This window comes from Streptomyces sp. NPDC056347 (genome assembly GCF_042262625.1).
GTDB lineage: Bacteria > Actinomycetota > Actinomycetes > Streptomycetales > Streptomycetaceae > Streptomyces.
In genome coordinates this window covers 26,596-52,971 of the sequence record NZ_JBHJQP010000028.1, presented here as the reverse complement: position 1 = coordinate 52,971, position 26,376 = coordinate 26,596, and the positions used below count along the sequence as shown (strand labels likewise).

Here is a 26,376-nt window from a genome sequence, read left to right as displayed (position 1 = left end):
GCCCCGGTGGGCCCGCCCCCGTCCACGTACCGCCGGTGCGCTAGTCGCTCGTGTCCTGGCCGTGGAGGCCCAGGCCGGGGAGGAGGCCGGGGAGGAGCGGCGGGAGGGTGACGTCCGGGGCGGACGGGTCGTCGGACCGGCTCTCGGCGGACGGGGCGGAGCCCTGGGACGGGAGGCGGCCGAGGAGCCCGTCGGTGGAGCCGCCGATCAGGCCGCCCTCGGCCGGGGAGCTGTCGGGTCCCGAGGGGCGGGGCGAGGCGTCGGGGTGGTCCCGCGAGGCCTCGGGGGCGGCGGGCGCCGAGGGCGCGGTGCGGGTGGGCCCGGTGCCCCGTTCCGGGCTGCCGGGCCGCCGGGCGGAGCCGCCGTCGTCCGGGGGGCGGGGAAACAGCGACTGGAGCGGGCCGACCTCTTCGTCTATGGCGTCGAAGACCGAGCTGACCTGCTCGCCGACGTCCGTGAGCTGTACGGGCAGCCGGTCGCGGAGACTGCTCCAGGTCTCGCGGTGGGAGCGGGAGAAGGAGTCCAGGGTCTGGATGGGGCCGATGGCCCCGTTCTGCTGGTAGGCGGAGTGGAGCAGGCGGTGGCCCTCGCTGGCGTCGTGCGTCATGCCGTTGAGCGTGCGCCGGACTTCGCCGAGCTGTTCGTGGTCCAGGGCGCCGGAGCGGGCGCGCTCCATCAGGCGGCGGGCTTCGCTGAGCCTGGTGGATGCCTGGTCGAGGTAGACCTCGCCGCGGTCGGCGTCGCCGCTGGCCATGCCGAGGTGGATGTCCTCCATGCCGCGTTTGAGCCCGTACAGCGAGTCACCCGGCAGGGCGTCGGAACTGGCAGCGGCCACTCCGCCGAAGGCTCCCGCCGCCACACCGACGGTGAGGCCGCCGGCCGCGAGGCCCTTCGTCCAGCGTGAACGCGGACGCAACTTCCGGAGCGGGGAGGCCCGGTGGGCCCCCTTGGCGCGCTGCTCGGGCACCGTAGGGCCCGCGGACGCGCCGCCCTCGGTGAGCATGGCCTCCATGGCGGCGACGAGCTGGGCTCGCTGCACCACTTTGACCTCGGGATCCAACTCCGGCCGCGGTACCTCGCCGAGGCCGTTCGCCAGGGCCAACAGCGGTCCGTGGTCGGCCTGTCCGGCCGGGTCCTCGGGCTGCTCGGCCGCCGCACCGCGGAGCGACTGCTCCTCCAGGGCCTGGGCGAAGGCGTTCGCCCGCCGGTGTGCCGAAACGTTTGCGATCACTGGCGGCACCTCCTCTCGTCATGACGGTCGACTCCCCTGGGGGTACGGAAGGTTGCACACCTTGAGCGCTTCCACACGATCGAGTGAGTGTCGGCGGACATGGGGTGACGACAGGGGGCCTGCAACTGGCACAACGACGGGCGCGGCAGATGGGTTACGCACTAAGGATGATCGGACCAGTTGGGTGACGGCGGCGTCGCGGAGCGTGTTTCGGCCGGGGGCGGATCAGCGGGCATCGTCCGGGAGGAGCCGGGCCAGGGTCCGTACGGCGCGGTACTGGAGGGTCTTGATCGCGCCTTCGTTCTTGCCCATGACCCGGGCGGTCTCGGCGACCGAGAGGCCCTGGAGGAAGCGCAGGGTGACGCACTCCTGCTGCTGGGGGTTGAGCCGTCGTACGGCCTGGAGGAGTGCGGCGTTGGAGAGGGATTCCAGGACGGAGTCCTCGGGGCTGCGTTCGACCTCGTTGGCGTCGAGCATCTCGCCGGTGGTCACTTCCAGCCGGAAGCGGCTGGACTTGAAGTGGTCGGCGACCAGGTTGCGGGCGATGGTGACGAGCCAGGCGCCGAAGTCGCGGCCCTGCCAGGTGAAGGTGGAGATGCGGCGCAGGGCGCGCAGGAAGGTCTCGCTGGTGAGGTCCTCCGCGGTCGCCTTGCCGCCGACGCGGTAGTAGATGTAGCGGTAGACGGTGTCGCTGTACTGGTCGTAGAGGCGGCCGAAGGCGTCGGCCTCGCCGGCCTGGGCGCGCTCGACGAGTTCCATCATGCGGGCGCTGTCGCTGTCGGCGGTCGGCCGGCGGACGGTGGAGGTGGTCGTCGAGCCGCGGCCGCCGCGTCTCCCGACCGCCGCACTCCGTTCGGCCATGGCGTAGCAGGGGCCGGCAGGTGCAGGGGTGGCGAATGCGGGTACGGCGTACGCGGTGGGGACGAAGCCGCGCAAGCGGTCGGCGACCGTTGCGCGCAGCGTAGCCAGGCCCGAGGCGTCAACCCCGACGTGTGGGTACACGGGACTCCCAGAGGCAGAGCTTCCATCACGTTCAGTGCGAAACCGTCACTCGTCGTGGTGAGTGGGAGGTTCCGGAATGCGTCTGAGGAGAATAACGCTTCGTACAGGCGACGCTACGCCCAGTTGCTCAAATCATCGATTACGTCGCTTCTGTGGCGACTAAACGACCCATCGAGCAGCAGTTCGTGATCGCTTATTGATCGAATTACTTCGAGATCTGCCTGTCGGGGCGACGTGTTGTGGCCGTGTGCGAGCAGCGCGACTGACCGGCCGGGCCGGTGGGTAATGGAGTGCGGGCGGTCGGCGGTCAGCGACGGCGGCGGTGCAGGGCGACGGCGGCCGCGGTGCCGCCCGCGATCGCGCCGACCCCGGCGGCGGCCGGGATGCCGACCCGGGCCGCCTTGCGGCCGGTGCGGTAGTCCCGCAGCCGCCAGTCGCGGGCGCGGGCGTGCTTGCGGAGCTTGGCGTCGGGGTTGACCGCGTACGGGTGTCCGACCAGGGAGAGCATCGGGATGTCGTTGTGCGAGTCGCTGTACGCGGCGCAGCGGTCGAGGTCCAGGCCCTCGGCGGCGGCCAGGGCGCGGACGGCCTCGGCCTTGGCGGGGCCGTGCAGCGGTTCGCCGACCAGGCGGCCGGTGTAGACGCCGCCGACGGATTCGGCGACGGTGCCGAGCGCGCCGGTCAGGCCGAGCCGGCGGGCGATGATCGTGGCGGTCTCCACCGGGGCGGCGGTGACCAGCCAGACGCGCTGGCCGGCGTCGAGGTGGGCCTGGGCGAGGGCGCGGGTGCCGGGCCAGATGCGGTCGGCCATGTACTCGTCGTAGATCTCCTCGCCGATGGACATCAGCTCGGAGACGCGGTGGCCCTTGACGATGGACAGGGCGCTGTCGCGGGCGTCCTGCATGTGGCCGGGGTCCTCGACACCGGCCAGCCGGAACCATGCCTGCTGCCAGGCGAACCGGGCCAGCTCGCGGCGCTGGAAGAACTTCCGCTTGTACAGGCCGCGGCCGAAGTGGAAGAGCGCGGCGCCCTGCATGACGGTGTTGTCCAGGTCGAAGAAGGCGGCGGCCCGGTCGTCGCCGACGACGGGGAACGGGGCCTCTTCGGTTTCCGCGGTTTCCGCGCTTTCCACGGCGTCCGCGGCGGCTGTGGTGTCTGCGGCGTCCGGGGCCTTGGCGGTGCTGTCGGGCCGGTCGTCGGAGAGGGAGGTCTTGCGCGCTGCCTCGGCTGCCGCCTCGCCGGCCAGCACGCTCCGTGCTGTCGCGGGGCGCCTGCGGGGGGTGAGCCATCCAAAAGCGGCCATGCGGTGAGCATAACCAGTCGTACGGGCCCTTCCCGAGCTGCCGGTATGCCATGGCGTGAACTCTCGACCGCGGGTCTGTCGAACGGGTGATCCGGGGGTACGGGACGGACGGGGTGCCCCGTCCGGTGGGGCGGGCCCGTTCCGTTCCGGGGCGCGGCGCAGAATGAAGGCATGAGTGCCCTGCTGCGACGTACGAAGAAGAAGCCCGAGGAACGGGTGGTGACCCTGATCGGGAAGCCCGGGTGTCATCTCTGCGACGACGCGAGGCAGGTGGTGCGGGAGGTGTGCGAGGAGACCGGGGCGTCCTGGGAGGAGAGGGACATCACCCGGGACGAGCGGCTGCACCGGGAGTACTGGGAGCAGATCCCGGTGGTGCTGGTGGACGGCGAGCAGCACACGTTCTGGCGGGTGGACGCGGCGCGGCTGCGCGGGGCGCTGCGTTCCTGAGCGAAGCCGGTTACCATCATGGGCGTTTTGAGTGCTCTCGGGGGAGTGGTGATGAGGAGTGTGCCGCTTTGCCCCCTTCGGGCCCGCAACGGGCTGATGCGATCCTTGGTTCCGGGATCGCGCGACGAATGTGCGTGACCCCGGTCACTTTGACCGGACAAAACGGACACTATCTTTGTGCACGCGTTCACAAAGACATAGCCTGCATTCGACGGGGCGGTCATGGGAAATACGGCCGCCTGCAGCCCCGCTCATCCCGCAGGAGCACCGTGGCAACTGGCCGAACTCACCGACCGGCGACCCGTAGCCGAGGAATTCCCGAGGCCACCGTCGCCCGTCTTCCGCTGTATCTCCGCGCGTTGACCGCGCTCTCCGAGCGCTCGGTACCCACCGTCTCGTCCGAGGAACTCGCCGCGGCGGCCGGGGTCAACTCCGCCAAGCTGCGCAAGGACTTCAGCTACCTCGGTTCGTACGGGACGCGCGGTGTCGGGTACGACGTCGAGTATCTCGTGTACCAGATCTCCCGCGAGCTCGGGCTCACCCAGGACTGGCCGGTCGTGATCGTCGGCATCGGCAACCTCGGCGCCGCGCTCGCCAACTACGGCGGTTTCGCCTCCCGCGGTTTCCGGGTCGCGGCCCTGATCGACGCCGATCCCGCGATGGCCGGGACGCCGGTCGCCGGTATTCCCGTGCAGCACGCCGACGACCTGGAGCGGATCGTCGGCGACAACGGTGTGTCGATCGGTGTCATCTCGACCCCGGCCGGTGCCGCGCAGCAGGTCTGTGACCGGCTCGTCGCCGCGGGCGTCACCTCCATCCTGAACTTCGCGCCGACCGTGCTCTCCGTGCCCGACGGTGTGGACGTCCGCAAGGTCGACCTCTCCATCGAGCTCCAGATCCTCGCCTTCCACGAGCAGCGCAAGTCGGTCGAGGACACCTCCGAGAGCGGCGGCGAGCAGGCCGCGCCCCCGGCGCGCGCCGCCGCCGCCGAACGCAAGGGACCTGACGGGGACATGCCCGCCGTGATGCCGGCATGAGCCTTCTCGTCGTAGGACTGAGCCACCGAAGCGCTCCGGTCTCCGTGCTGGAGCGCGCCTCGCTGTCCGGTGAGACCCGGGACAAGCTGCTCCAGGACACCCTGGCCGCGGAGCCCGCGGTCGAGGGCGCCGTGCTCGCGACCTGCAACCGGATCGAGCTCTACGCCGACGTGGACAAGTTCCACGCGGGCGTCGCCGAGCTGTCCACGCTCCTCGCCCGGCACAGCGGCGTCGGCCTGGAGGAGCTCACCCCGTACCTCTACGTGCACTACGAGGACCGGGCCGTCCACCACCTCTTCTCGGTGGCGTGCGGGCTGGACTCGATGGTCGTCGGCGAGGGCCAGATCCTGGGCCAGATCAAGGACGCGCTGGCGGTGGGGCAGGAGCTGCACACCGCGGGCCGGCTGCTGAACGACCTCTTCCAGCAGGCGCTGCGGGTCGGCAAGCGGGCGCACAGCGAGACCGGGATCGACCGGGCCGGGCAGTCGCTCGTCACCTTCGGCCTCGAACAGCTCGCGGCCGGTGCGGACGTCACCGACTGGGCCGGGGGCAAGCGCGCCCTGGTGATCGGCGCGGGCTCGATGTCCTCGCTCGCCGCCGCCACCCTGGCCCGTACCGGGGTCGCGGAGATCGTCGTCGCCAACCGGACCCGGGCCCGCGCGGACCGGCTCGTCGAGATCCTGGCCCAGCCCGGAGGCACCGGCGTGGCCGCCCGTGCCGTGGAGATGGCCGAGGTCTGCGACGAACTGACACGTGCCGACATCGTGGTCTCGTGCACCGGCGCGACCGGTCTCGTGCTGACCGCCGAGGCCGTCGCCGACGCGCTGGGCCTGGAGGCCGAGGCGGTCGTCGAGGCCCCGGCGGCGCCCGCGGTGCCCGCCCCCGCCGATGTCGACCGGCATGCCGCCTGGGTCGAGAACGGTGCCGTGAACGGCGTCGGGAGCGGTGTCTCGAACGGCTCCGCCGGAGCGGTCCGCCAGGCCGTGCGCCGGGCCACCGTGCCCGCCCAGGGCGCCGGCCCCGCACGCCTGGCCCTGCTGGACCTCGCCATGCCGCGTGACATCGACGGCGCGGCGGCCCGGCTCGACGGGGTGCGCCTCGTCGACATCGAGTCGCTCGCCGAGGCGTCGGCGGACGCCCCGATGGCCGCCGACGTGGACCAGGTGCGCACCATCGTCTCCGACGAGGTCGCCGCCTTCGGCGCCGCCCAGCGCGCCGCCCACATCACCCCGACCGTCGTCGCGCTGCGCACGATGGCCGCCGGAGTGGTCGCGGGCGAGATCGCGCGGCTCGACGGACGCCTCCCCGACCTGGACGAGAAGCAGCGCGCGGAGATCACGCAGACCGTGCGCCGCGTCGTCGACAAGCTCCTGCACGCGCCCACCGTGCGGGTCAAGCAGCTCGCCAGCGAGCCCGGCGGCGCCGGGTACGCCGACGCGCTGCGGGAACTCTTCGACCTCGACCCGCAGACGGTCGCCGCCGTCTCCCGGGCAGACCTGAACGACCCGAATCGAGGGCGGTCATGACCGACAACTCATCCCTGGGCACGGCGACCGACAAGCCGCTGCGGCTGGGTACCCGCCGCAGCCAGCTCGCCATGGCGCAGTCCGGCCATGTCGCGGACGCGGTCCGCGAGGTGACCGGCCGCGCCGTCGAGCTCGTCGAGATCACCACGTACGGCGACACCTCGCGCGAGCACCTGGCGCAGATCGGCGGCACCGGTGTGTTCGTCGCCGCGCTGCGCGAGGCGCTGCTGCGCGGCGAGGTGGACTTCGCCGTCCACTCGCTGAAGGACCTGCCGACCGCTCAGCCCGAGGGCCTGCTGCTGGCCGCGGTGCCGGTGCGCGAGGACCCGCGCGACGTGCTGGTGGCGCGGGACGGGCTGACCCTTGCGCAGCTGCCGTCCGGCGCCCGCGTCGGTACCGGCTCGCCGCGCCGCATGGCGCAGCTCAACGCGTACGCCCGCAGCCACGGGCTCGACATCGAGACCGTGCCGATCCGGGGCAACGTCGATACGCGTATCGGATTTGTCCGGAGCGGTGAGCTGGACGCGGTGGTACTCGCCGCGGCCGGGCTCAGCCGCCTCGGCCGGATCGGTGAGGCGACCGACTTCCTGTCGGTCGACACCGTTCTGCCCGCTCCCGGCCAGGGAGCACTGGCGATCGAGTGCGCTGCGAGCAGCGCCGACCTCGCCGCCGCGCTCGCCGAGCTCGACGACCCGTACACCCGGGCCGCCGTGACCGCGGAGCGTGCCCTGCTCGCCGCCCTGGAGGCCGGTTGCTCCGCACCTGTGGGTGCGCTGGCCGACCTCCTGGTCGACGGACAGGCTGTCAACGAACTGCGCCTGCGCGGAGTCGTCGGTTCCACCGACGGTTCCTCGCTGGTGCAGCTGTCCACCACCGGTCCCGTTCCCACGTCGCAGGACGACGCGGCGGCGCTCGGTCGCGAGCTCGCGGCCGAGATGCTTGCCAAGGGTGCGGCCGGTCTTATGGGGGAGCGAGCACTTTGAGCCCCACCGGCCCCGCCGCATCCGACTTTCCGGCCCTGTCCGCACAAGGGCACGTCACCTTCCTCGGCGCCGGTCCCGGCGATCCGGGACTGCTGACGCTGCGCGCCGTCGAGGCGCTTGCGAGCGCGGACGTCCTTGTCGCCGAGCCGGACGTCCTCGGCGTCGTTCGCTGCCATGCGCGGGCAGGCGTAAGCACGCCCGAGCTGACGGTTGTTGACGCGCAGTCAGCAGCCGCCGGTGTCCCCGTTCTCAGGGATGCGGTCAATCTTGTCATGGAGGCGGTGAAGGGCGGCAGGCGGGTCGTGCGTGCCGTCTTCGGCGACCCGGGGCTGGACGGGAACGCGGGGTCCGAGATGCTCGCCTGCGCCGCCGCGGGCATCCCCTTCGAGGTGGTGCCGGGCGTCGCGAACGTCGTGGGTGTGCCGGCGTACGCCGGTGTGCCGCTGCGGGACGAGCAGGGCGCGGACGTCCGGTTCGTCGACGCGCGTACGGCGTCCGACCGGTGCTGGGCGGAGGTCGGGTCGAGCGATGCCACGGCCGTCGTGTCGACGACGCTCGACTCGGTGGCCGCGGCCGCCGGTGAGCTGGTCTCGGCGGGCCGCAAGCCCGACACCCCGCTGACCGTGACGGTCGCGGGCACGACGACCCGCCAGCGGACCTGGACGGCGACGCTCGGGACGGTCGCGCAGGTGCTGAAGCAGGCGAAGGTGCTGCCGTCGCCGGAGGGCCACCGGCCCGTCATAGCCGTGGTCGGTGAGCGCACCTCCGCCGCCCGGCGCGACCAGCTCTCGTGGTTCGAGTCCAAGCCGTTGTTCGGCTGGAAGGTGCTGGTGCCGCGTACGAAGGAACAGGCGGCGTCGCTCTCCGACCAGCTCCGCTCCTACGGCGCGGTGCCGCACGAGGTGCCGACGATCGCCGTGGAGCCGCCCCGTACGCCCCAGCAGATGGAGCGCGCGGTCAAGGGCCTGGTGACGGGCCGCTACGAGTGGATCGCCTTCACCAGCGTCAACGCCGTGAAGGCCGTCCGGGAGAAGTTCGAGGAGTACGGGCTCGACGCCCGTGCCTTCGCCGGGATCAAGGTCGCGGCCGTGGGCGAGCAGACCGCCGCCGCGCTCGTCGACTTCGGGGTGAAGCCGGACCTGGTGCCGTCCGGTGAGCAGTCCGCCGCCGGTCTGCTGGAGGACTGGCCGCCGTACGATCCGGTCTTCGACCCGATCGACCGGGTCTTCCTGCCGCGTGCCGACATCGCGACCGAGACGCTGGTGGCCGGGCTGATCGAGCTGGGCTGGGAGGTCGACGACGTGACCGCGTACCGCACGGTCCGCGCCTCGCCGCCGCCGGCCGAGACCCGTGAGGCGATCAAGGGCGGCGGTTTCGACGCGGTGCTCTTCACCTCCTCCTCGACGGTGCGGAACCTGGTCGGGATCGCGGGCAAGCCGCACAACGTGACGGTGATCGCGTGTATCGGCCCGGCGACGGCGAAGACCGCGGAGGAGCACGGGCTGCGGGTCGACGTCCTCTCGCCGGAGCCTTCGGTGCACAAGCTGGCCGAGGCGCTGTCCGAGTTCGGCGCGCGGCGCCGGGAGGCGGCGAAGGAGGCCGGTGACCCGGTGACGCGGCCGAGCGAGCGGCGCCCGGGGGCGCGTCGGCGGCGTACGACGACCTGACGGTTCGCGTCGGGGTGTTCGTGGGTGGGTGGAAGGCCCGGTTGCTTCGGCGGCCGGGCCTCCGCCCGTTTCGCGCGGTTTTCCCGGCAGGGGTGTCGGTAAACCGGTGGTGTGCACGGGTCTAGTCTCGAAGCATGACGGTGTACGGAAACTTCCCCGGCTCCCGCCCCCGGCGGCTGCGGACGACCCCGGCGATGCGCCGGATGGTCGCCGAGACGCGGCTGGACGCGGCGAATCTGATCCTGCCCGCGTTCGTGCGCGAGGGCATCGACGCCCCGGTGGCGATCTCGACCATGCCCGGTGTGCAGCAGCACACCCTGGACACCCTGCGGAAGGCCGCGGTGGACGCGGTGTCGGCGGGTGTCTCGGGGATCATGCTGTTCGGTGTTCCGGCGGACGAGAAGAAGGACGGCCGGGGCACGGCGGGCACCGACCCGGACGGCATCCTCCAGGTGGCGCTGCGGGCGGTGCGCGAGGAGGTCGGCGACGACCTCATCGTGATGTCGGACCTGTGCCTGGACGAGTTCACGGACCACGGGCACTGCGGGGTGCTGACCGAGGACGGCCGGGTCGACAACGACGCGACGCTGGAGCGGTACGCGGAGATGGCCCAGGTGCAGGCGGACGCGGGTGCCCATGTGGTGGGGCCGAGCGGGATGATGGACGGCCAGGTCGGCGTCATCCGGGACGCGCTGGACCAGACGGGCCACGAGGACGTGTCGATCCTCGCGTACACCGTGAAGTACGCCTCGGCGTTCTACGGGCCGTTCCGCGAGGCGGTGGGCTCCTCGCTCAGGGGCGACCGCAAGACCTACCAGCAGGACCCGGCGAACACCCGGGAGGCGCTGCGGGAGCTGGCGCTCGACCTGGAGGAGGGCGCGGACATGGTCATGGTCAAGCCGGCCGGTCCGTACCTCGACATCCTGGCGAAGGTCGCCGAGTCCACGGACGTGCCGGTCGCCGCGTACCAGATCAGTGGTGAGTACGCGATGATCGAGGCCGCCGCCGAGAAGGGCTGGATCGACCGGGACGCGGCGATCCTGGAGAGCCTGACGGGCATCCGGCGCGCGGGCGCGCAGATGATCCTGACGTACTGGGCGACGGAGGTCGCGCAGCGGCTGGCCCGGGGCTGAGCCGGGAGTTGTGACGGCCGGGGGCCGCCGCGGTACGGGAGTGCCGCGGCGGCCCCCGTTCGCGTTCGCGGGCCCGGTGGTCAGTCCGTCGGGTCCGGCCGGGTGGCCGGTCCGTCCCGGTCCTGCGGGGCCGGTGGCGGGGCGGGGGCGGTGCGGAGGACCTCGCGGGCCTGTTCGGCGGCGCGGGTGATGCTCTCGCTGATGAAGTCGAGGAAGCGGGCGATGTTCTCCAGGCGGGCGGCGGCGGGGGTGTCGGCGCCGAGGACGGCGGCGCCCCGGCGCGCGGTCTCGACGAGCTGGTCGTTGGCCCGCGCGCTGGCGATCGTCGCCTGGTAGAAGAGGTCGTCGTCGACGACGTAGCGGTCGCGGCGGCGGTCGTCGCGTTCCCGGCGGACGAGGCTCTGGCCCTCCAGGAAGGTGATCGCCTTGGAGACGGACGCGGGGCTGACCCTCAGGCGGCTGACCAGTTCGGACGCGGTGAGGCTGCCCGAGTCGGTGGTGTAGAGGCAGGTCAGGACGCGGGCCGCCATCCTGTTCAGGCCGGAGCCCATGAGGACGGTGGTGAACGCCTCCTCGTACGCGGCCACGGCCCCGGTGTCGCGGCCGTGCGGCCGGCCGGCGGAGTCGGGCCCCGGGGAGGTGCCGGGCCTGCGCCGGTGGGCGCGGTGCCCGGTGGCGCGGTGGGCCAGGTCGGCGCGGTAGGCGGTGGGGCCGCCGTTGCGCATCACCTCGCGCGTGACCGTCGACGTCGGGCGGCCGAGGCGGCGGGCGATCTCGGCGTAGGGGAGGCTGTCGGCCAGCCCCAGCGCGATCTGCTGGCGTTCCTGCTGGGTGAGTCTGCCTCCCGGCATCACGGTCTCCTCGGCGGCCTCGGGGCGGTCCCTCTCCTGACGGTCCGACCATAGCGTTCACCTCCTTCTCATTGCAACGGATCGAATGGCTTCGTTGCGTTGCCGTTCAGGATCGTTGCAACAATTGAACTGCTTCTACCTGCGAAAACATTGATCCTGTGCAACGAACTCGTTGTCGTGAATCGGAAAGCAACGTAGCGTTTCTGCTGTCGGAAACGAAACGAGCACAGGAGAGCACGATGCAGAAGTTCGACACTCCCGCCCCGGTCTCCGCCGTCCTGGACATCCCCGCGGGGAGCGTCCGGTTCATCGCCGCCGACCGCGTCGACACCACCGTCGAGGTCCTGCCCGCCGACGCCGCCAGGGGCCGCGACGCCAAGGCCGCCGAGCGGACCGAGGTCTCGTACGCCGACGGCGTCCTGCGGATCGCGGCCGGTGCCCCGGACGGCCGGCTCTCCGGCCCCTCGGGGGCCGTGGAGATCACCGTCCGGCTGCCCGCCGGCTCCCGTGTGGAGGGGCGGGCCGACAGCGCCGAACTCCGCGGTGTCGGCCGCCTCGGCGACGTCGTCTTCGAGGGCGCGTACCGCCGGATCAAGATCGACGAGGCGGCGAGCCTCCGTCTCACCGCCATCGACGGCGACGTCCGGGTCGGCCGGCTGGGCGGCCCGGCGGAGATCAGCACCGCGCGGGGCCGTATCGAGGTCGCCGAGGCCGTACGCGGCACGGTCGTGCTCCGCACCCGGTCCGGCGACATCTCGGTCGGCGCCGCCGCGGGCGTCTCGGCCACCCTGGACGCCGGTACGGACCACGGCCGCGTCAGCAACGCCCTGCGGAACGACGGCACCGCCGGACTCGACATCCGCGCCACCACCTCGCGCGGCGACATCACCGCCCGCAGCCTCTGACCGTCCGGCCCCGGGGCCCCGGACACCGCGCGGAGCCGCACGCCGGACACGAGCACCGGGCCGGACCACCGACGACGAACACGCGCACCGCGCGACGAGGGGGACCCATGACGCAGAACAGCACGCCCGCGAACAGCCCGCGGTGGTCCGGCATGGTGCCGGTCGACGACACGGCCCTGGCCGTCTCCGACACCGGCGGCCCCGGAACCCCCGTGATCTATCTCAACGGCCAGTTCGCCACCCAGGGGTACTGGCGGCGGGTCCTCGCCGAGCTGGGGCCCGGGTGGCGCCACATCACCTACGACGAACGCGCGCGCGGCAGGAGGTCGAGGCGTTCGGCGGACTACTCCTTCGAGGCGGCGGTCCGTGACGTCGACGCCGTTCTGGCGGCCCGGGGCGTGGACCGGGCGCTGGTGGTGGGCTGGTCCTACGGGGCGTTCGTCGGGGCGCACTGGGCAGCGCGCAATCCGGAGCGCGCGCTGGGCGCGGTCCTGGTCGACGGCGCGTTCCCGTACGACTGGCTCGACGAGGCGATGGAACGGCGAATCCGGAAGATGTTCCGCTGGATGGGCTGGTTCCTGCCGCTGCTGCGTCCGACGGGCCTGGCCCCGCGCATGACCGCCGAGCAGCAGGCGGAGAGCAACATCGAGCTGGGCCGGATCTCCCGCGAGCGCGAACTGGGCCCCGTGCTGGACGGCATCACCGTTCCGGTGCGGTACGTGGTCGCCTCGGGTACGTCGCTCGGGAGCCGGGGCGACGAGCAGGAGCGGATACGCACCGGCCTCGACGGGGCGACCGCCCGCAACCCGCACATCCGGATCGGCGCGAAGGTCGCCAGCGATCACGGCGCGATCCTCAGGAAGGACTACCGGGCGATCGCCGGGTCCGTGCGCGAGATCGCCGCGCCGGACGGCGAGGGGCGCTGAACGGTGACGGGGTGACGGGGCCGGTACCTCCGTCACCCCGTCACCGTCTTTCTGCCGCCACCGTGGTCAGCGGGCGTCCTCGGTGAGGAAGTCGAGCAGGATCTGCCGGCTGGTCTGGGCGGGGAGGCTGCCGTACGCGTCGTCGAAGGCGTGCTCGGCGAAGGGCAGCTCCTCGACCCGGGTGGGGACACCCTTCTTCCTGAGCGCGTCGCCGAAGTCGGTGATGGTCCCGGGGCGGGCGCTGCGGTCGCGGTCGCCGACCACGAGCAGGGTGCGGGGCAGCCCGGCGCGGATGTCGGAGGCCGGGGACACCTCGCGGTAGCGGTCCGGGTACTGCTGCGGCGTACCGCCGGTGTACAGCTCGGCGGCCTCGCGGGTGCCGGCCACGTCGTCCTTCCACATCTCCGTGACGTCGGTGCCGGGGTAGAAGCCGATCACGGAGGCCGGGGGAGCGGGGGTGGCGGTGCCCTCGGGGGCCTCGATGGTGCCGTTGTGGAGACGGTAGGCGGTGTTCATCGCCAGGGTGCCGCCCGCCGACATGCCGCCGAGCGAGATCCGCGAGCCGTCGACGCCGTACCCGTCGGCGTTCTCGCGTACCCAGCTCAGGGCGGAGACGAGGTCCTGGGGGGCCTTGTCCCAGGTCGGGTGGCCGGGGCGGGCGAGGCGGTAGTCGACGGCGAAGACGGCGACGCCGTGGTCGGCGAGCCAGCGGCCGGTGCCGCGCAGGTCGCTCTTGTCGAAGGTGTGGAAGCCGCCCGAGTGGGCCAGCACGACGGCCGGGACCTTCTTGCCCGGCTTCTTCTTCGGCAGGTACGCGTCCACCTTCAGCGGCTTGCCCCCGGGGCTCGCGTACGTCTCGGTCGCGTCCGGCCGCACGGCCGGGTAGCCGAGTTCGGTGAACGCCTGGCCCAGGGAGACGTCGGTGCCCGCGCTCCGCGCGGCCTGGAACTGGATGGCGCCGATGGCCAGCGCGCCCACCGTGCACAGCGTCGTGATCACGGTGACCGTGCGGCCCCAGCGCACGAGGCCCCCGCGCCACGCCAGTCCGGCGAGGACTGCCGCGACGAGGGCGATCAGGGCGATGTGGAAGGGGTACTGCCCGCCCAGGACCGGACCGATCACCCCGGCCTTGGGTATGGCCGGGAAGTACGCGCCGAGGACGATGGCAAGGACGAGGAAGCCGAGGAACGAGGCCAGGGCCGCGGCACCGCCCCGGAGGATCCGGACCGGCAGGCCGGTCCGCGCGGAGGGGCTCCGGCGTGTGGACGTGGACATGGTGCACTCCTGCGGTGGTGCGCGGGGCGGTGTTCCGCCGCCTGGGGACTGGTCGCGAGCTGCGAAGTCCTCGGAACCACCTGCGGGGCGGCGAGAACCAACTCACCCAGGAAAGGTATGAACCGGACACCCCCGGGGGCCTCACACTGCGGAGCCGTTCCTCGGCCTGGCTCTCAGGTAGGGGGTCCGCCGGAGCGGCCGGGATCCGCCCCGCTCCGGCCGGCCGCGCGGGGCCGGATCACAGGTTGGTGCGGCCGGGAACGACCAGGCCCGTCTCGTAGGCGAAGACCGCGGCCTGGGTACGGTCCCGCAGCTGGAGCTTCTGCAGGATGCTGCCCATGTGGGTCTTGACGGTCTGCTCGGCGACGACGAGTTCCCCGGCGATCTCGGCGTTGGACAGCCCTTGGGCGACCAGCGTCAGCACCTCGGTCTCGCGGTTGGTGAGTACGTCGATCCGCACCTGGGCGGGCGGCTTCGCTGAGCCGCTCAGCTGGGAGAACTCCTTGATGAGCCGCTTGGTGATCTCGGGGGAGAGCAGGGCGTCCCCCGCGGCCACGACGCGTACGGCCTCGGCCAGCTGGACCCCGGAGGCGTCCTTGAGGAGGAAGCCGCTGGCGCCGGCCCGCAGCGCTTCGTACACGTACTCGTCGAGGTCGAAGGTGGTCAGGACCAGGATCTTGGCGGACAGGCCGGCCTGCCGGGTGATCTCGCGGGTGGCGTCGATGCCGTTCATCCCCGGCATCCGGATGTCCATGACGATCACGTCGGGGCGGAGCTCCTCGGCCCTGGCCACGGCCTCCAGGCCGTCCGGGGCGGTCGCGACCACCTCGATGTCGGGCTGGGCGCCGAGAAGCACCGAGAAGGCTTCGCGGACCATCGCCTGGTCGTCGGCGATCATCACTCGGATCGTCATGGGGTCCGTTCCTTGTCCGTCGGGGCCGCCGGGGCCGTGGGCGCCGGCAGCAGCGCGGTGACCTCGTAGCCACCGTCGGGTGTCGTGCCCGCGGAGAGTTCCCCGCCGAGCATCGCGGCGCGCTCCCGCATGCCCAGGATGCCGTGCCCGGCTCCCGGGGAGGGCTGGGCGGCCCGGCGTCCGGGGCCGTTGAGAACACGCAGGCGGAGGGCGTCGGGGGTGTAGGCGAGTTCGACGCGGGCCGTGGCGCCGGGGGCGTGGCGCAGTGCGTTGCTGAGCGCCTCCTGGACGATGCGGTAGGCCGAGAGCTCCACCCCGTCGGGCAGCGGGCGGCGGGTTCCGGAGGTCACCGCCCGTACGTCGAGGCCGGCCGCCCGCACACCCGCGAGCAGGTCGTCGAGCCGGTCCAGGGTGGGCTGCGGAGCCTTGGGGCTGCTGCCGCCGGGAAGGTCCTCCGAGCGCAGCACCCCGAGGAGGCGGCGCAGCTCGGTCAGCCCCTCCAGGGCGCCCTTGCGGATGTCGGCCAGCGCCGCGACCAGTTCCCCGGGCGGGTCCGCGACCCGGTACGGGGCGGCATCGGCCTGGATGGAGATGACGGACATGTGGTGGGCGACCACGTCGTGCAACTCGCGTGCGATGCGCGCGCGTTCCTCCAGAACGGTGCGGTGCGCCCGCTCCTGCGCGAGGGCCGCCTCCTGTGCCGCGAGCCGGGCGCGGACCTCCCGCGTTCCGCGCACCGCGGTCGCCCCGGTCATGACGAGGGCCAACAGCACCAGCACGATCACCGTGAAGTACCAGGGCCCGATCCCGCCGTCCGCCAGCTGGAGCCCCAGCAGCAGCGCGACGCTCAGCGCCACGGTCTCGACCATCACCCGTGGCCGGTTGCGCAGTGCGACCAGGAACAGCAGCCCGGCGTGCACGGCCCAGGCCCATCCCGCGTACGGCTTGAAGGGCGGGTACAGGGAGAACACCGGCAGCATCACCAGCGACAGCCACCAGGCCGGGAGCGGCAGGCGCAGCGCCACCACGAGCAGTGCCGCGTGCGCCATCCCCACGGGTCTCAGTGAGATGTCCTCGGTGGCGGAGACGGCCGCGAACACCGCCACCGCGGCGACCGCGAGTTGCGGCAGCCACTTCAGCGGCCCGGGAGCGCGCATCGGCGGCATGGGCTGCGGGGCCGACGTGCACAGATCTTTCCGCAGGGTGCTCAGTGCTCCGCGCACCGTCCCCTTCTCGGCCCTGTCCATGTGATCAGTATTGTCCCGGTTCGTTCGGGCGGTCCTCTCGCGGCCGCCGGAGGCGGTGCGGGCCGGGTGCCGGGGGTCCCGACGTCCGTCCGGACGTGACGTTACGGGGTGGAGCCGCTGGTCGGCCTCATGCCGTGGAGCCGTCTTGCCGTCTGGCTCTCAGGTATGAGGGCGTGGTGGGCGGGCTGCTTCTCCGGGGCGGGGTCGGGGCCGGGGTCGGGGTTGGGCTTGGGGCCGGGGGTGCCTGCTGCTCGGGGTGGGGTCAGGGGCGGGGGCGGGGGCGGCGGTGCCCGTTGCCCGTTGCCCGGGGTCGGGGTGCGGGTTGTCCGTGCCGGTGGCCCGCCGGTTCCGCCTCCCGGTGCGAAGAGTTGCGACGAACCTCTTGCCGAGGTGAGCCGGTCTCCCTAATGTGAACCTTCAAATCCGTGGGGACGCCTTAGAAAGCGCTGCTGGGACTCTATTTTGAACGATCAAATAAACTCGACGTACGACTCCGGCACTCCGGGGCCGGATCCCGCCGGAGGGTCCGCGGCGGGGTATCTCGACTACGCCCGGGTGGGTCCGCTCTCCCGTCCGGTCGTCGCGGCGCTGGCCGGTGCGACGGAGCTGGCCGCCCGTTTGGGTCCCGGTGATCTGGACCGGCTGTTCGCCCTCGCCGACGCCGCCCGGGACTCGGCGGCCCGGCTGCTCGGTGCCCGGCCGCACGAGATCGCGCTCGCCCCGTCCACCAGCAACGGGCTGTTCACCGTGGCCGCCGCGCTCCGGGGCCCCGGCACGGTCCTGGTGCCCCGGGACGAGTTCCCCGCCAACCTCTACCCGTGGCTGCGCTTCGCCGACCGGGGCGGCCCCGCCGTCCGCCTCGTCGCCCCGGCCGGACAGCGGCACATCACCCCCGACCTGCTCCGCCACCACCTCACCCCCGATGTCGTCGCCCTCGCCGTCAGCGCCGTCGACTCGCTCACCGGCCACCTGGCACCGCTCGCCGCCCTCAAGGAGGTCCTGGGCCCCGGCCGGCTGCTGATCGTCGACGCCATTCAGGGCCTGGGCTCCGTACCGCTCGAAACGGATGCCGCCGACGTCCTCGTGAGCGGCGGCCAGAAGTGGCTGCGGGCGGGGTGGGGGGCCGCGCTGCTGCTGATCCGTGACCGGTGCGCCGGGCGGCTGGTCCCCGGGCTCGGCGGCTGGGCCGGTGTAACGGACCCCTTCGCGCCGCGGCACCCCGCGCCACCGCTGCCCGGGGCCGCCGCCCACCTCGCCACCAACCCGGACTTCCCGGCCGCCGCGGCCCTCGGCGCGGCCATCGACGACCTGCTCGGCCGGGGCGGTCCGGCCGCCGCCGGGGCCCGTATCCGCGCCACTCTCGCGGAACTGCTCGACCGGGCGCGGCGGGCCGGTGCCGATGTCCTGCTGGACGGGCCCGGGGCCCATGAGCGCGCCGGGATCGGCACGTTCCGGCTGCCCGGCCTCGATCCCGCCGACGTCCACCGCACCCTCGGCGCGGCCGGACTGGTCACCACCCGACGCGACGAGTGGATCCGGCTGTCCCCCCACACGCCCACCCCGGACACCGCGGCCGAACTGCTCGCCGACGCGCTGCACACCCTCACCACCCGCCGCACCGCCCCCTGACCACCGGCCCACGGAGCACCGTCCGCCAAGCACCACCCGCCAGGCACCGCCCACCAAGCACCACCCACCAAGCACCACCCGCCAGGCACCGCCCACGAAGCACCACCCACCGCTCACGGATCTCCGACCGCCCACCACCCACCACCCACCACCGACCCACCACCCCTGACCCAAGGAGCCGACATGTCCCCCCAACTGACCCGCCGCCGGCTGCTCCAGCTGGCCACCGCCTCCGCCGCCGGTCTCGGCCTGACCGCCTGCGGCGACAACGGAGCGGGCGGCACCGTCGGCGCCGACGGCGACAGCGGCCGGATCACCGTCTGGAGCTGGACCTCCGCGGCCGAGGCCCTGCGCGGCGTCGTCCCCTCCTTCGAGCGGGACAACCCCGGCATCCGGGTCGAGGTCCAGGACGTCGGCGAACCGGCCATCTGGGACAAGATCACGGTCGGTCTGGCCGCGGGCGGCAAGGGCCTCGCCGACGTCCTGCACATAGGCGTCGACTACCTGCCCGGCTACCTGGAGAAGTTCCCCGACGGCCTGGCCGACCTGTCCGGGCTCGGGGCCGACCGGTACCAGAGCGACTTCGTGCAGGGGCTGTGGCCGACCGTCCTCGGCAAGGACAAGGCCGCCCGCGCCCTGCCGTGGGAGGTCAACCCGCTCGGCCTGTTCTACCGGCAGGACTACTTCGACAAGGCCGGTGTCGACCCCGGGGCCATCGAGAGCTGGGACGACCTGATCGCCGCCGGGCCGAGGATCCGCTCCGCCACCGGCGCCCGGCTGCTCGGGCTCGACAAGCCCGGCACCACCCCGGACATGGACTTCTTCCAGAACCTGATGCAGCTCCAGGGCGCCTTCTACTTCGACCAGCGGGGCCGCATCACGCTCGCCTCCACGGAGGCCGTCCAGGCCCTCACCCTCATCAAGCGCCTCAACGACGACGGCCTGCTCGCCGACACGGCGGGCCAGGGCACCGGGAAGCGGCTGCTCGCCCAGGGGAAGCTCGCCACCTCCCCGGACCCCGCCTGGGCGGTGGAGTACCTGGCGGACAAGTTCCCCGACCAGAAGGGGAAATGGCGGGTCATGCAGCCGCCCGCCGCCGTCGCCGGAGGAGGGCGCAGCGCCATCGTCAACTCCACGTACCTGGCCGTCGCCGCGTCGAGCAGGCGCCGCCGGGCCGCGTGGCGGTTCATCGAGTACGCGCTGACCAAGCCCGTCGAGATCAACCGGATGTTCGCGTCCGGCGGGGTGTTCCCGGCCCTCAGCGCGGCGTACGACGATCCGAGGTTCAGCGCGCCGCACCCGTACTACGGCGGTCAGAAGGTGCTGAAGACCTTCGTCGACTCGCTCTCCTACGGCTCCGAGGCCACCAACTTCACCGGTGACTACGCCCGTGCCCTCAAGCTCGCCAGTGACGCCCAGAGTCGGGTGCTGGTCAAGGGCGCCGACCCGGCCGCGGCCCTCCGGGAGGCCGCCGAACGGCTCGCCCAGCAGACCGGCCGTCAGCAGGCGGTCTGACCGCCATGGCCTCCGTCCTGCCCGAACGGGCTCCCGCCCCCGTCGTGGCCCCGCCCGGCCGCGGTGCCTCCGCGCGTCCCGGCCGTGCCCGGCCGCGCCCCCGCCGCCGGCTGCTGACCCGCGGCTCCGTCCCGTACCTGCTGATCATGCCCGCCGTCCTGGGGTTCGCGGTCTTCAAGGCGTACCCGATCGCGTCCTCGCTCTGGATCAGCCTCACCACCGGCAGCGGTGACGACCGGAGCTATGCCGGGCTCGCCAACTACCGTCGGCTGCTGAACGATCCGCTGTTCTGGACGGCGCTGAAGAACACCGCGCTGATCCTGGTCGTGCAGGTTCCGCTGATGCTCGCGCTGGCCCTGCTCGTCGCGCTCGCCCTCAATGCCGCCAAGGTGTGGCTGCGTCCGCTGTGGCGGCTCGGCGTCTTCGTGCCCTCGCTGACCGGGCTGGTCGCGGCGGGCGTGATGTTCTCCGTGATCCTCAACCGCGATGCCGGGCTGCTGAACTGGGTCCTCTCGCTGTTCGGCGTGGACCGGGTGAACTGGCTCGGCAGCCCCGGCTGGGCCCGGGTGGGCGTCGTCCTCGTCATCACCTGGCACTACACCGGCTACAACGCGGTGATGTACCTCGCCGGCCTCCAGGGCATCCCGAAGGAGCTCTACGAGGCCGCGATGGTCGACGGCGCCGGACCCGTCCGCCGCTTCGTCTCGGTCACCCTGCCGCAGCTGCGGCCGATCCTGCTGCTCACGGTGGTGCTCTCCACCATCGGCACGCTCCAGCTCTTCGACGAGCCGTACGTCCTCACCGGCGGCGGCCCCGACAACGCCACCCTGACGGTGACCATGTACCTCTACCAGAACGGCTTCAAGTACTTCGACTTCGGTTACGCCTCGGCCATCGCGTACGCGCTCGCGCTGATCGTGTCCGTGCTCGGCATCGTGCAGGTCCGCCTGATGGGGGAGCGCCGGTGAAGACCCGTGGCCCTGTGCTGACACTGCTGCTCGCGGGCGCGTTCGCGCTCTGCGTCGGTCCGTTCTACTGGCTCGCCATGGCGGCGACGCAGCAGGACAAGGACGTGTTCTCCTGGCCGCCGAAGCTGCTGCCCGGCGGTCACCTCATGGAGAACCTGCGCGGGCTGGAGGAGTCCATCGGGCTCACCCGGGTCCTGCTCAACACCCTGGTGGTGGCGGGTGTCCAGACGGTCGGCGCGGTCGTCGTCTCGGTGCTGGCGGGGTACGCCTTCGCCAAGTTCGAGTTCCGGGGGCGGAACCTCTTCTTCGTCCTGCTGCTCAGCACCCTGGTCATCCCCGACACGGTGATGCTGATCCCGATCTTCCGGATGATGATGGAGCTGGGCCTGATCGACTCGTACCAGTCGATCGTCCTGCCCGGTCTCGTCACCCCGTTCGGCATCTTCCTGATGCGGCAGTCGCTGCGCTCGATGCCGGACGAGCTCCTGGACGCGGCCCGGGTCGACGGCGCAGGCGAACTCCGGGTGCTGTGGCGGATCGTCATCCCGGTCAACCGGCCGATCATCGCGGCGCTGGCGCTCTTCGTCTTCCTCGGCAGCTGGAACCAGTTCGTCTGGCCGCTGATCGCGCTGCGCAGCCCCGAGATGTACACGCTGCCGGTGGCCACCGCGACCCTGCAGGGGATGGCGACGACCAATTACGCACAGGTCCTGCTCGCCGCGGGCATCGCCGCCATCCCCGTGATGGCTCTCTTCCTCGTCCTGCAACGCCAGTTCATCTCCGGTCTGCTGGCCGGGGCCACCAAGGAGTGAGCACACCACCATGACCACCGACAACGCGCCCGCGCCCGCGCCCGCGCCCGCGCCCGCGCCCGCGCCCGAGAACGAGCCCGCCGGGGACGCCGGTACGCCGCCGCTCGCCCCGGTGTGGCGGCCGAACGCGCCGGACGGGGCCGCCGCCTCCGCCACCGTCCACCACCAGCAACTGGCCACCGGCCTGTCCCTGCCCACCGGGGCCCCGCTCACCGTCCACCTCACTGCCCGGCCCACCGGGACCGGACACGGCCGGCCGGTGGCGGCCGTCGCCCCGGCCGGTGACGGCGCGGTCCTGGTCGAGGTCCGGGCCGCGGCGGGCGCCGGGGCCACCGTCCGCGCCGAATGGCGGGTCCCCTGTCTCGGGGCCACCGCCTTCTGGACCCCGGACACCGACGCCTCCCGCTGGCTTCCGCCGTCCTGGATCGCCCCGCGCACCGTCTCGCTCGCCCTGGGCGCCCCCGTCGTCAGCCTGGTCGGCACGGGTGACCGGGCCCTGTGCACCGCCGCCGCGGCCGAGGGCGTCGCGCCCGTGCGGGTCGGCGCCGGAGTGGTGGAGGAGACCGACGAGTTCGCCTTCACCTTCGAGCAGGAGCTCGCCCCGGGCGGGCCGCCGCTGCGGCTGCGGATCGACGTCGGCGGCCGCCACTTCGCGGCCACCCTGCGGTCCGTCACCGACTGGTGGGCCGAGGGCCTGGACCGCCCCTGGACCGCCCCCGCCGCCCGGATGCCCGCCTACTCCACCTGGTACAGCCTCCATCAGAACGTGGACGCCGCCGTCGTCGAACGCCAGGCCGCCCTCGCCGCGGCCGTCGGCTGCGAGAGCATCATCGTCGACGACGGCTGGCAGACCACCGACCGGGCCCGGGGCTACGGCCACTGCGGCGACTGGGAACCCAACCCGGCGGCCTTCCCCGACCCCGCGGCCCATGTCGCCGAGGTCCACCGGACCGGTCTCGCCTATCTTCTCTGGTACGCGCTGCCGTTCATCGGCCGGCACAACGAGGCCTGGGACCGCTTCAAGGGCATGATCCTGCGCGAGGCGCCCCGGCTGGAGGCGGCCGTGCTCGACCCCCGCCACCCCGAGGTCCGCACCCATCTGATCGAGAAGGTCGCCCGTGCGGTCGAGGAGTGGCACATGGACGGTCTGAAGCTCGACTTCATCGACCAGTTCGCGGTCGCCGACCCGCCGCCCGCCCCGGCCGGAGCCGACCGCGCCACCGTCCACGAGGGCGTGCTCCAGCTCCTCGCCGATCTCGACGCACACCTGCGCCGCTCCCGGCCCGACGTGATCGTCGAGCACCGCCAGCCGTACGTGAGCCCCGGGCTGTGGCCGTACGCGACCATGGTCCGCGCCACCGACTGTCCGCTCAGCCCCGCCGAGAACCGGCAGCGCACCGTCGACTGCCGCCTCACCGCGGGCCCGCTCGCCGTCCACGCCGACATGATCACGTGGCACCCCGCCGAGACGCCCGAGGCCATCGCGGTCCACCTGGTCAACGCCCTGTTCTCGGTGCCGCAGATCTCCGTCGACCTGGCCGTCCAGAGCCGCGACCAGCTGGCCGCCCTGCGCTTCTGGCTCGGCGTGTCCCGCCGGTACGCCGACGTCCTCCAGCTCGGCGACCTGGAACCCGCCCGGCCCGACCTGGGCTATCCCCTGGTCCGTGCCGGTGACGGGCACACCACCGTGGTCGCCCGTTACGCGCCGCTGCCCGTGGTCCTCCCGGAACGGAACGGCGGGGACGGCCCGCGGACGGTGCTCGTCGCCAACGCGGACGCCGACCCCGTGGTGCTGCTGTCCGCCTCCCGGCCGGAACCCGTACGTGTCCGGATACAGGACTGCCGGGGTGAGATCCTGTCCGATGCCGGGCTCGGCCTCGTCGAGGGGGTGAACCCGGTGACCGTACCGACCGGTGGTCTGCTCACGGTGACCCGCGGGGACTGAACGCGCGGGGGCCGGGGGCGGTGACCGCCGCCCCCGGCCCGCCGACGACCGCCCGCGGAGGAACGATGACCGCTCGACAGGTGACCATCGAGGACGTCGCACGCGTGGCCGGAGTCTCCCGGCAGACCGTCTCGAACGCCCTCAACGCCCCCCACCGGCTGCGCGAGGCGACCCTGGCCCGGGTCACCGCCGCCGTCGAGGAACTCGGCTACCGGCCCGACCAGTCCGCCCGCAGCCTGCGCACCGGCACCCGCAAGGTCATCGGCTATCCCGCCCCCGTCGACAACCCCGCCGACCCCAACCCTCTGATGGGCGGGTTCCTCCAGGCGCTGGTGACCGCCGCCGACGAGGTCGGCCACCGCATCCTGCTGTTCCGCTCCGACCCCCAGCAGGGGGCCGGGGCGGTCGCCCGGTCCTTCAACGACCTGATCGCCGCCCGTCAGGTGGACGGGTTCATCCTGTCCGACGTCGTCCACGACGACCCCCGCGTCGATGTGCTCGCCGAGGCGGGCTTCCCGTTCGCCGCCTTCGGCCGGACCGCCCCCGGCCGCCCGCAGAACTGGGTGGACATCGACTCCGCCGCCGCCACCGCCGCCCTGGTCGGCCTTCTGCTGGACCAGGGCCACCGGCGGATCTGCTATCTGAACTCGGCCGCCTCCCTGCCCTGGCTCGCCGACCGCAGGGCCGGCTTCCTCCGGGCCGCGGCCGCCGCTCCCGCCGGGGCCTTCGAGGTCGGTGCCCCCGACGACGACCCCGTCGCGCTCTCCCACGCCGTCCAGCGCCTGCTCACCGGCCCCGACCGGCCGACCGCCCTGGTCTGCGCGAGCGACTGGCTCGCCCTGACCGCCTACCAGGCCGTCCGCGCCGCGGGCCTCGTCGTCGGCGAGGACGTCGCCGTCACCGGCTTCAACGACATACCGCTCTGCACGCTGCTCCAGCCCGCCCTGACCAGTGCCCGGCTGCCCCTGGCGGCCATCGCCCGAGCCCTCGTGGACCGGCTGATCACCGCCGTGGAGGACCCCGCCGCCACTCCGGGGACCGGGCTGCTGCTCCCGGCCGAGCCGATCAGCCGTGCCAGCACGCCGGAGCGCCGGCCGTAGCGGCGGCGGAGCCCTGCGAGCTCACGCCGTGCCCCGTTGGCCGAGGGCGCCGCGGGCGGCGGCGCGCACGAGGAGGTCGTCGTCCGTGTCCGCGGCGGTGGTGAGGGCCCGGCGGACCTCGGGGTCGTCGGTGTAGGGGCCGAGGGCCATGGCGGCGTACTGGCGGACGAGGTCCTCCTCCGGGTCGTCCAGCGCGGCGAGCAGGGCCCGACCGGCGTCGTGGCGGGTCGCGGGGTCGGCCGGGGGCCACAGACGCAGGAGGGTGGAGGCCTCGACGCGGGCGAGGTCGTACTCCCGGGGATCGGCGACGACGCCGATGAGGAAGGGCTCCGCGCCCGGGTCGCCGTCCAGCTCGGCGACGATCTCGCGTCTGCGGTCGTCCTCGGCGGGCAGGGCGTGGAAGCGGGCGAGGAGGCGGGCGAGTTCGTCGGCGGTCCGTGCCATGGCGGAGCCTTTCGGTGGCTGCGTTGTCTGCGTCATCTACGGCGTCTGTGGTGCCTGCGTCATCCGCGGCATCCGGGTGTCTGCGATGCCTGCGGTGGCTGCGATGTCTGCGGTGTCCTTCGGCGCCGGGCAGGGCGGGCGGTGCCGGGCGGCGCCCGGCGGTGGTCAGGGCCAGTCGACCATGGCCGTGAACGCGACCCAGGCGACGAACACCGTGCAGGGGGCGAGCACGGCGAGGAGCGCCCCCAACGGCGGCCTGCGGAAGGCGCACACCCAGCTCGCCACCAGCACGGCCACGGACAGCGCCAGGAGGCTGCACAGCACCGTCCAGGCCGGCCCGAAGCTGCTGTCGAACCGGTCGGAGGCGGCGTCCGAGCAGGAGTCGCAGGCCATCGGCGAGAGCCCGCCGAAGAACAGCACGACCAGCGCGAGCGGGAGTGTCGCGAACGAGGAGATCAGCGAGCCGATCCAGACGCGCGACGGACGGACGGTGCGGGCATCAGTGACGTCTTCGGGCATGTGTACGAGTCAACTCGACGGCCGGGCGGGCCGCATGAGTCGTCGTACTCAGTCCCACCAGAACGTCCATATCTCCTGGCCGAGCACGGACTTCCGCGCGTAGGCGTCGAGGTCGTACGGCGGGTTCTGGTCGATGTTGTCCGGGCAGAAGGCGTAGTGCTCGGCGGCGACGGCCCGCGCTTCGTCGAGCGTGGTGGGCGGGCGGGAGACCGAGACGGTCAGGGTGTCGAAGCCCAGCACGACGACGCGGATGCCGAAGCGGTCCTCCCAGGAACGGAGCACGGCACTGAGCCGGGCCGTGTCGTCCTCGTAATTGACCGGTCCGGTCCAGCCGATGGCCGCCGGGATGTCCGCGCTGCGGCGGGCCGGGACGAGCGCGGCGCGCGATCCGGCGTACCAGCCGTCCGGGCCGACGCACTCCTCGGCGATGGCCGCCGCCAGGTCGTCGGGGGCGTCGCGCCCCTCCGCGGCGGGGACGGGGGCCAGTCCCGGCCAGTCGTCCGCGCCGCCCCCGTCGCCGGCTGCGATCTCCTCGGGGGCGTTGGCCTGCCAGTACTCGGCGAGGACCTCCCCGGCGTCGTGGTCGCCGGCGTACGACGTGTGCTCCGGCGCCAGGTCCCAGTCGGCGGGCCATTCCTCGCGCCGGCCGCCGTCTATCAGGACCGGGAGGAGGCCCACGGGCCGCCCGGCCGCGCGCAGCTCGCGCCAGGTGCCGTGGGTCGCGGGCCCGTCCGCGTACCAGAGCAGGGGTTCGTGCCAGGTGCCGTCGGTCGTGGTGTCGACCAGCGAGCCGGGCGGCAGCCGGAGCCCCGAAGTGGCCAAGGACGCGAGCGGGTTGGGAAGGTTCGCCATGTCACCGAGCGTACGGGGCCCCACTGACATCCTGGACAAACAACACCGGCCGGAGGGCCCCCCCCCCCCCCGCCCCGGGGCGGGCCCCCGGGGGGCGGGCGCGGGGGGCGGGGGGGCGGGCCCCCCCCCCGGGGCGGCCCCCCCCG

24 protein-coding genes are annotated in these 26,376 nt (G+C 73.1%); 14 read left to right on the top strand and 10 right to left on the bottom strand.

Annotation, left to right across the window (positions count from 1 at the left end):
• Positions 1–40: 40 nt before the first annotated feature.
• The 3 genes from ACFCV8_RS09935 to ACFCV8_RS09925 all read right to left on the bottom strand — a co-directional run bounded on the left by ACFCV8_RS09935 (position 41) and on the right by ACFCV8_RS09925 (position 3,536).
• Positions 41–1,231, bottom strand: coding sequence for a DUF5667 domain-containing protein (locus ACFCV8_RS09935; RefSeq protein ID WP_376684797.1), 1,191 nt, complete (start codon positions 1,229–1,231; stop codon positions 41–43).
• A gap of 225 nt (positions 1,232–1,456) precedes the next feature.
• A complete protein-coding gene (locus ACFCV8_RS09930) occupies positions 1,457–2,233 on the bottom strand; it encodes an ECF subfamily RNA polymerase sigma factor, BldN family (RefSeq protein ID WP_376684796.1) in 777 nt (258 codons plus the stop codon).
• A gap of 307 nt (positions 2,234–2,540) precedes the next feature.
• Complete coding sequence (locus ACFCV8_RS09925) at positions 2,541–3,536, bottom strand: HAD family hydrolase (protein ID WP_376684795.1); 996 nt, start codon at positions 3,534–3,536, stop codon at positions 2,541–2,543.
• A 171-nt stretch (positions 3,537–3,707) separates the two neighbouring features.
• On the opposite strand from ACFCV8_RS09925, the gene ACFCV8_RS09920 reads away from it, so the two are divergent.
• The 6 genes from ACFCV8_RS09920 (at position 3,708) to hemB (ending at position 10,329) form a co-directional block, all read left to right on the top strand.
• Entirely contained in the window at positions 3,708–3,983 is a 276-nt protein-coding gene (locus ACFCV8_RS09920; protein WP_376684794.1) for a glutaredoxin family protein, read from the top strand.
• 269 nt (positions 3,984–4,252) lie between these two features.
• Positions 4,253–5,020 (top strand): redox-sensing transcriptional repressor Rex, encoded by a 768-nt coding sequence (locus ACFCV8_RS09915; RefSeq protein ID WP_376684793.1) that lies wholly within the window; start codon positions 4,253–4,255, stop codon positions 5,018–5,020.
• Entirely contained in the window at positions 5,017–6,546 is a 1,530-nt protein-coding gene (locus ACFCV8_RS09910; protein WP_376684792.1) for a glutamyl-tRNA reductase, read from the top strand. Before ACFCV8_RS09915 ends, ACFCV8_RS09910 begins: the two co-directional genes overlap by 4 nt.
• The gene (hemC, locus tag ACFCV8_RS09905) at positions 6,543–7,529 is read left to right on the top strand and encodes a hydroxymethylbilane synthase (RefSeq protein WP_376684791.1); all 987 of its coding nucleotides are present in this window, start codon (positions 6,543–6,545) and stop codon (positions 7,527–7,529) included. Before ACFCV8_RS09910 ends, hemC begins: the two co-directional genes overlap by 4 nt.
• Positions 7,526–9,196 carry a uroporphyrinogen-III synthase gene (locus ACFCV8_RS09900; protein WP_376684790.1) on the top strand — a complete coding sequence of 557 codons (1,671 nt, stop codon included), beginning with the start codon at positions 7,526–7,528 and terminating at the stop codon, positions 9,194–9,196. The genes hemC and ACFCV8_RS09900 overlap by 4 nt, the downstream gene beginning before the upstream one ends.
• Positions 9,197–9,330: 134 nt before the next feature.
• Positions 9,331–10,329: a porphobilinogen synthase gene (gene hemB, locus ACFCV8_RS09895; RefSeq protein ID WP_376684789.1), complete on the top strand. Its 999-nt coding sequence runs from the start codon at positions 9,331–9,333 to the stop codon at positions 10,327–10,329.
• A gap of 80 nt (positions 10,330–10,409) precedes the next feature.
• On the opposite strand, the gene ACFCV8_RS09890 is transcribed toward hemB, so the two are convergent.
• On the bottom strand, positions 10,410–11,180 hold the full coding sequence (locus tag ACFCV8_RS09890) for a helix-turn-helix domain-containing protein (protein ID WP_376684788.1): 771 nt from the start codon (positions 11,178–11,180) through the stop codon (positions 10,410–10,412).
• A 239-nt stretch (positions 11,181–11,419) separates the two neighbouring features.
• On the opposite strand from ACFCV8_RS09890, the gene ACFCV8_RS09885 reads away from it, so the two are divergent.
• Positions 11,420–12,085, top strand: a complete 666-nt coding sequence (locus ACFCV8_RS09885) for a DUF4097 family beta strand repeat-containing protein (protein WP_376684787.1) — start codon at positions 11,420–11,422, stop codon at positions 12,083–12,085.
• Between the two features lie 107 nt (positions 12,086–12,192).
• Complete coding sequence (locus tag ACFCV8_RS09880; protein WP_376684786.1) at positions 12,193–13,011, top strand: alpha/beta fold hydrolase; 819 nt, start codon at positions 12,193–12,195, stop codon at positions 13,009–13,011.
• A 66-nt stretch (positions 13,012–13,077) separates the two neighbouring features.
• Here the strand turns inward: ACFCV8_RS09880 and ACFCV8_RS09875 are convergent, their stop codons facing one another.
• From ACFCV8_RS09875 to ACFCV8_RS09865, 3 genes are all read right to left on the bottom strand, one after another.
• Positions 13,078–14,286 (bottom strand): alpha/beta hydrolase, encoded by a 1,209-nt coding sequence (locus tag ACFCV8_RS09875; RefSeq protein WP_376684785.1) that lies wholly within the window; start codon positions 14,284–14,286, stop codon positions 13,078–13,080.
• A gap of 238 nt (positions 14,287–14,524) precedes the next feature.
• Complete coding sequence (locus ACFCV8_RS09870; protein ID WP_376684784.1) at positions 14,525–15,199, bottom strand: response regulator; 675 nt, start codon at positions 15,197–15,199, stop codon at positions 14,525–14,527.
• Complete coding sequence (locus ACFCV8_RS09865) at positions 15,196–16,446, bottom strand: sensor histidine kinase (protein WP_376684783.1); 1,251 nt, start codon at positions 16,444–16,446, stop codon at positions 15,196–15,198. The genes ACFCV8_RS09870 and ACFCV8_RS09865 overlap by 4 nt, the downstream gene beginning before the upstream one ends.
• A gap of 462 nt (positions 16,447–16,908) precedes the next feature.
• Here ACFCV8_RS09865 and ACFCV8_RS09860 point away from each other — a divergent pair, with 462 nt between their 5' ends.
• From ACFCV8_RS09860 to ACFCV8_RS09835, 6 genes are all read left to right on the top strand, one after another.
• Complete coding sequence (locus tag ACFCV8_RS09860) at positions 16,909–18,075, top strand: aminotransferase class V-fold PLP-dependent enzyme (protein ID WP_376684782.1); 1,167 nt, start codon at positions 16,909–16,911, stop codon at positions 18,073–18,075.
• 183 nt (positions 18,076–18,258) lie between these two features.
• Positions 18,259–19,590 (top strand): ABC transporter substrate-binding protein, encoded by a 1,332-nt coding sequence (locus ACFCV8_RS09855; RefSeq protein WP_376684781.1) that lies wholly within the window; start codon positions 18,259–18,261, stop codon positions 19,588–19,590.
• Between the two features lie 5 nt (positions 19,591–19,595).
• On the top strand, positions 19,596–20,558 hold the full coding sequence (locus ACFCV8_RS09850; protein WP_376684780.1) for a carbohydrate ABC transporter permease: 963 nt from the start codon (positions 19,596–19,598) through the stop codon (positions 20,556–20,558).
• Complete coding sequence (locus ACFCV8_RS09845) at positions 20,555–21,370, top strand: carbohydrate ABC transporter permease (RefSeq protein WP_376684779.1); 816 nt, start codon at positions 20,555–20,557, stop codon at positions 21,368–21,370. The genes ACFCV8_RS09850 and ACFCV8_RS09845 overlap by 4 nt, the downstream gene beginning before the upstream one ends.
• 10 nt (positions 21,371–21,380) lie before the next feature.
• Positions 21,381–23,315, top strand: a complete 1,935-nt coding sequence (locus tag ACFCV8_RS09840) for a glycoside hydrolase family 36 protein (RefSeq protein WP_376684778.1) — start codon at positions 21,381–21,383, stop codon at positions 23,313–23,315.
• 65 nt (positions 23,316–23,380) lie between these two features.
• Positions 23,381–24,415, top strand: coding sequence for a LacI family DNA-binding transcriptional regulator (locus ACFCV8_RS09835; protein ID WP_376684777.1), 1,035 nt, complete (start codon positions 23,381–23,383; stop codon positions 24,413–24,415).
• Positions 24,416–24,436: 21 nt separating this feature from the next.
• Here the strand turns inward: ACFCV8_RS09835 and ACFCV8_RS09830 are convergent, their stop codons facing one another.
• From ACFCV8_RS09830 to ACFCV8_RS09820, 3 genes are all read right to left on the bottom strand, one after another.
• On the bottom strand, positions 24,437–24,859 hold the full coding sequence (locus ACFCV8_RS09830; protein WP_376684776.1) for a HEAT repeat domain-containing protein: 423 nt from the start codon (positions 24,857–24,859) through the stop codon (positions 24,437–24,439).
• 165 nt (positions 24,860–25,024) lie between these two features.
• Positions 25,025–25,378 carry a hypothetical protein gene (locus ACFCV8_RS09825; RefSeq protein WP_376684775.1) on the bottom strand — a complete coding sequence of 118 codons (354 nt, stop codon included), beginning with the start codon at positions 25,376–25,378 and terminating at the stop codon, positions 25,025–25,027.
• A gap of 48 nt (positions 25,379–25,426) precedes the next feature.
• Positions 25,427–26,230 carry a DUF4253 domain-containing protein gene (locus tag ACFCV8_RS09820; protein WP_376684774.1) on the bottom strand — a complete coding sequence of 268 codons (804 nt, stop codon included), beginning with the start codon at positions 26,228–26,230 and terminating at the stop codon, positions 25,427–25,429.
• Between the last annotated feature and the right edge of the window lie 146 nt (positions 26,231–26,376).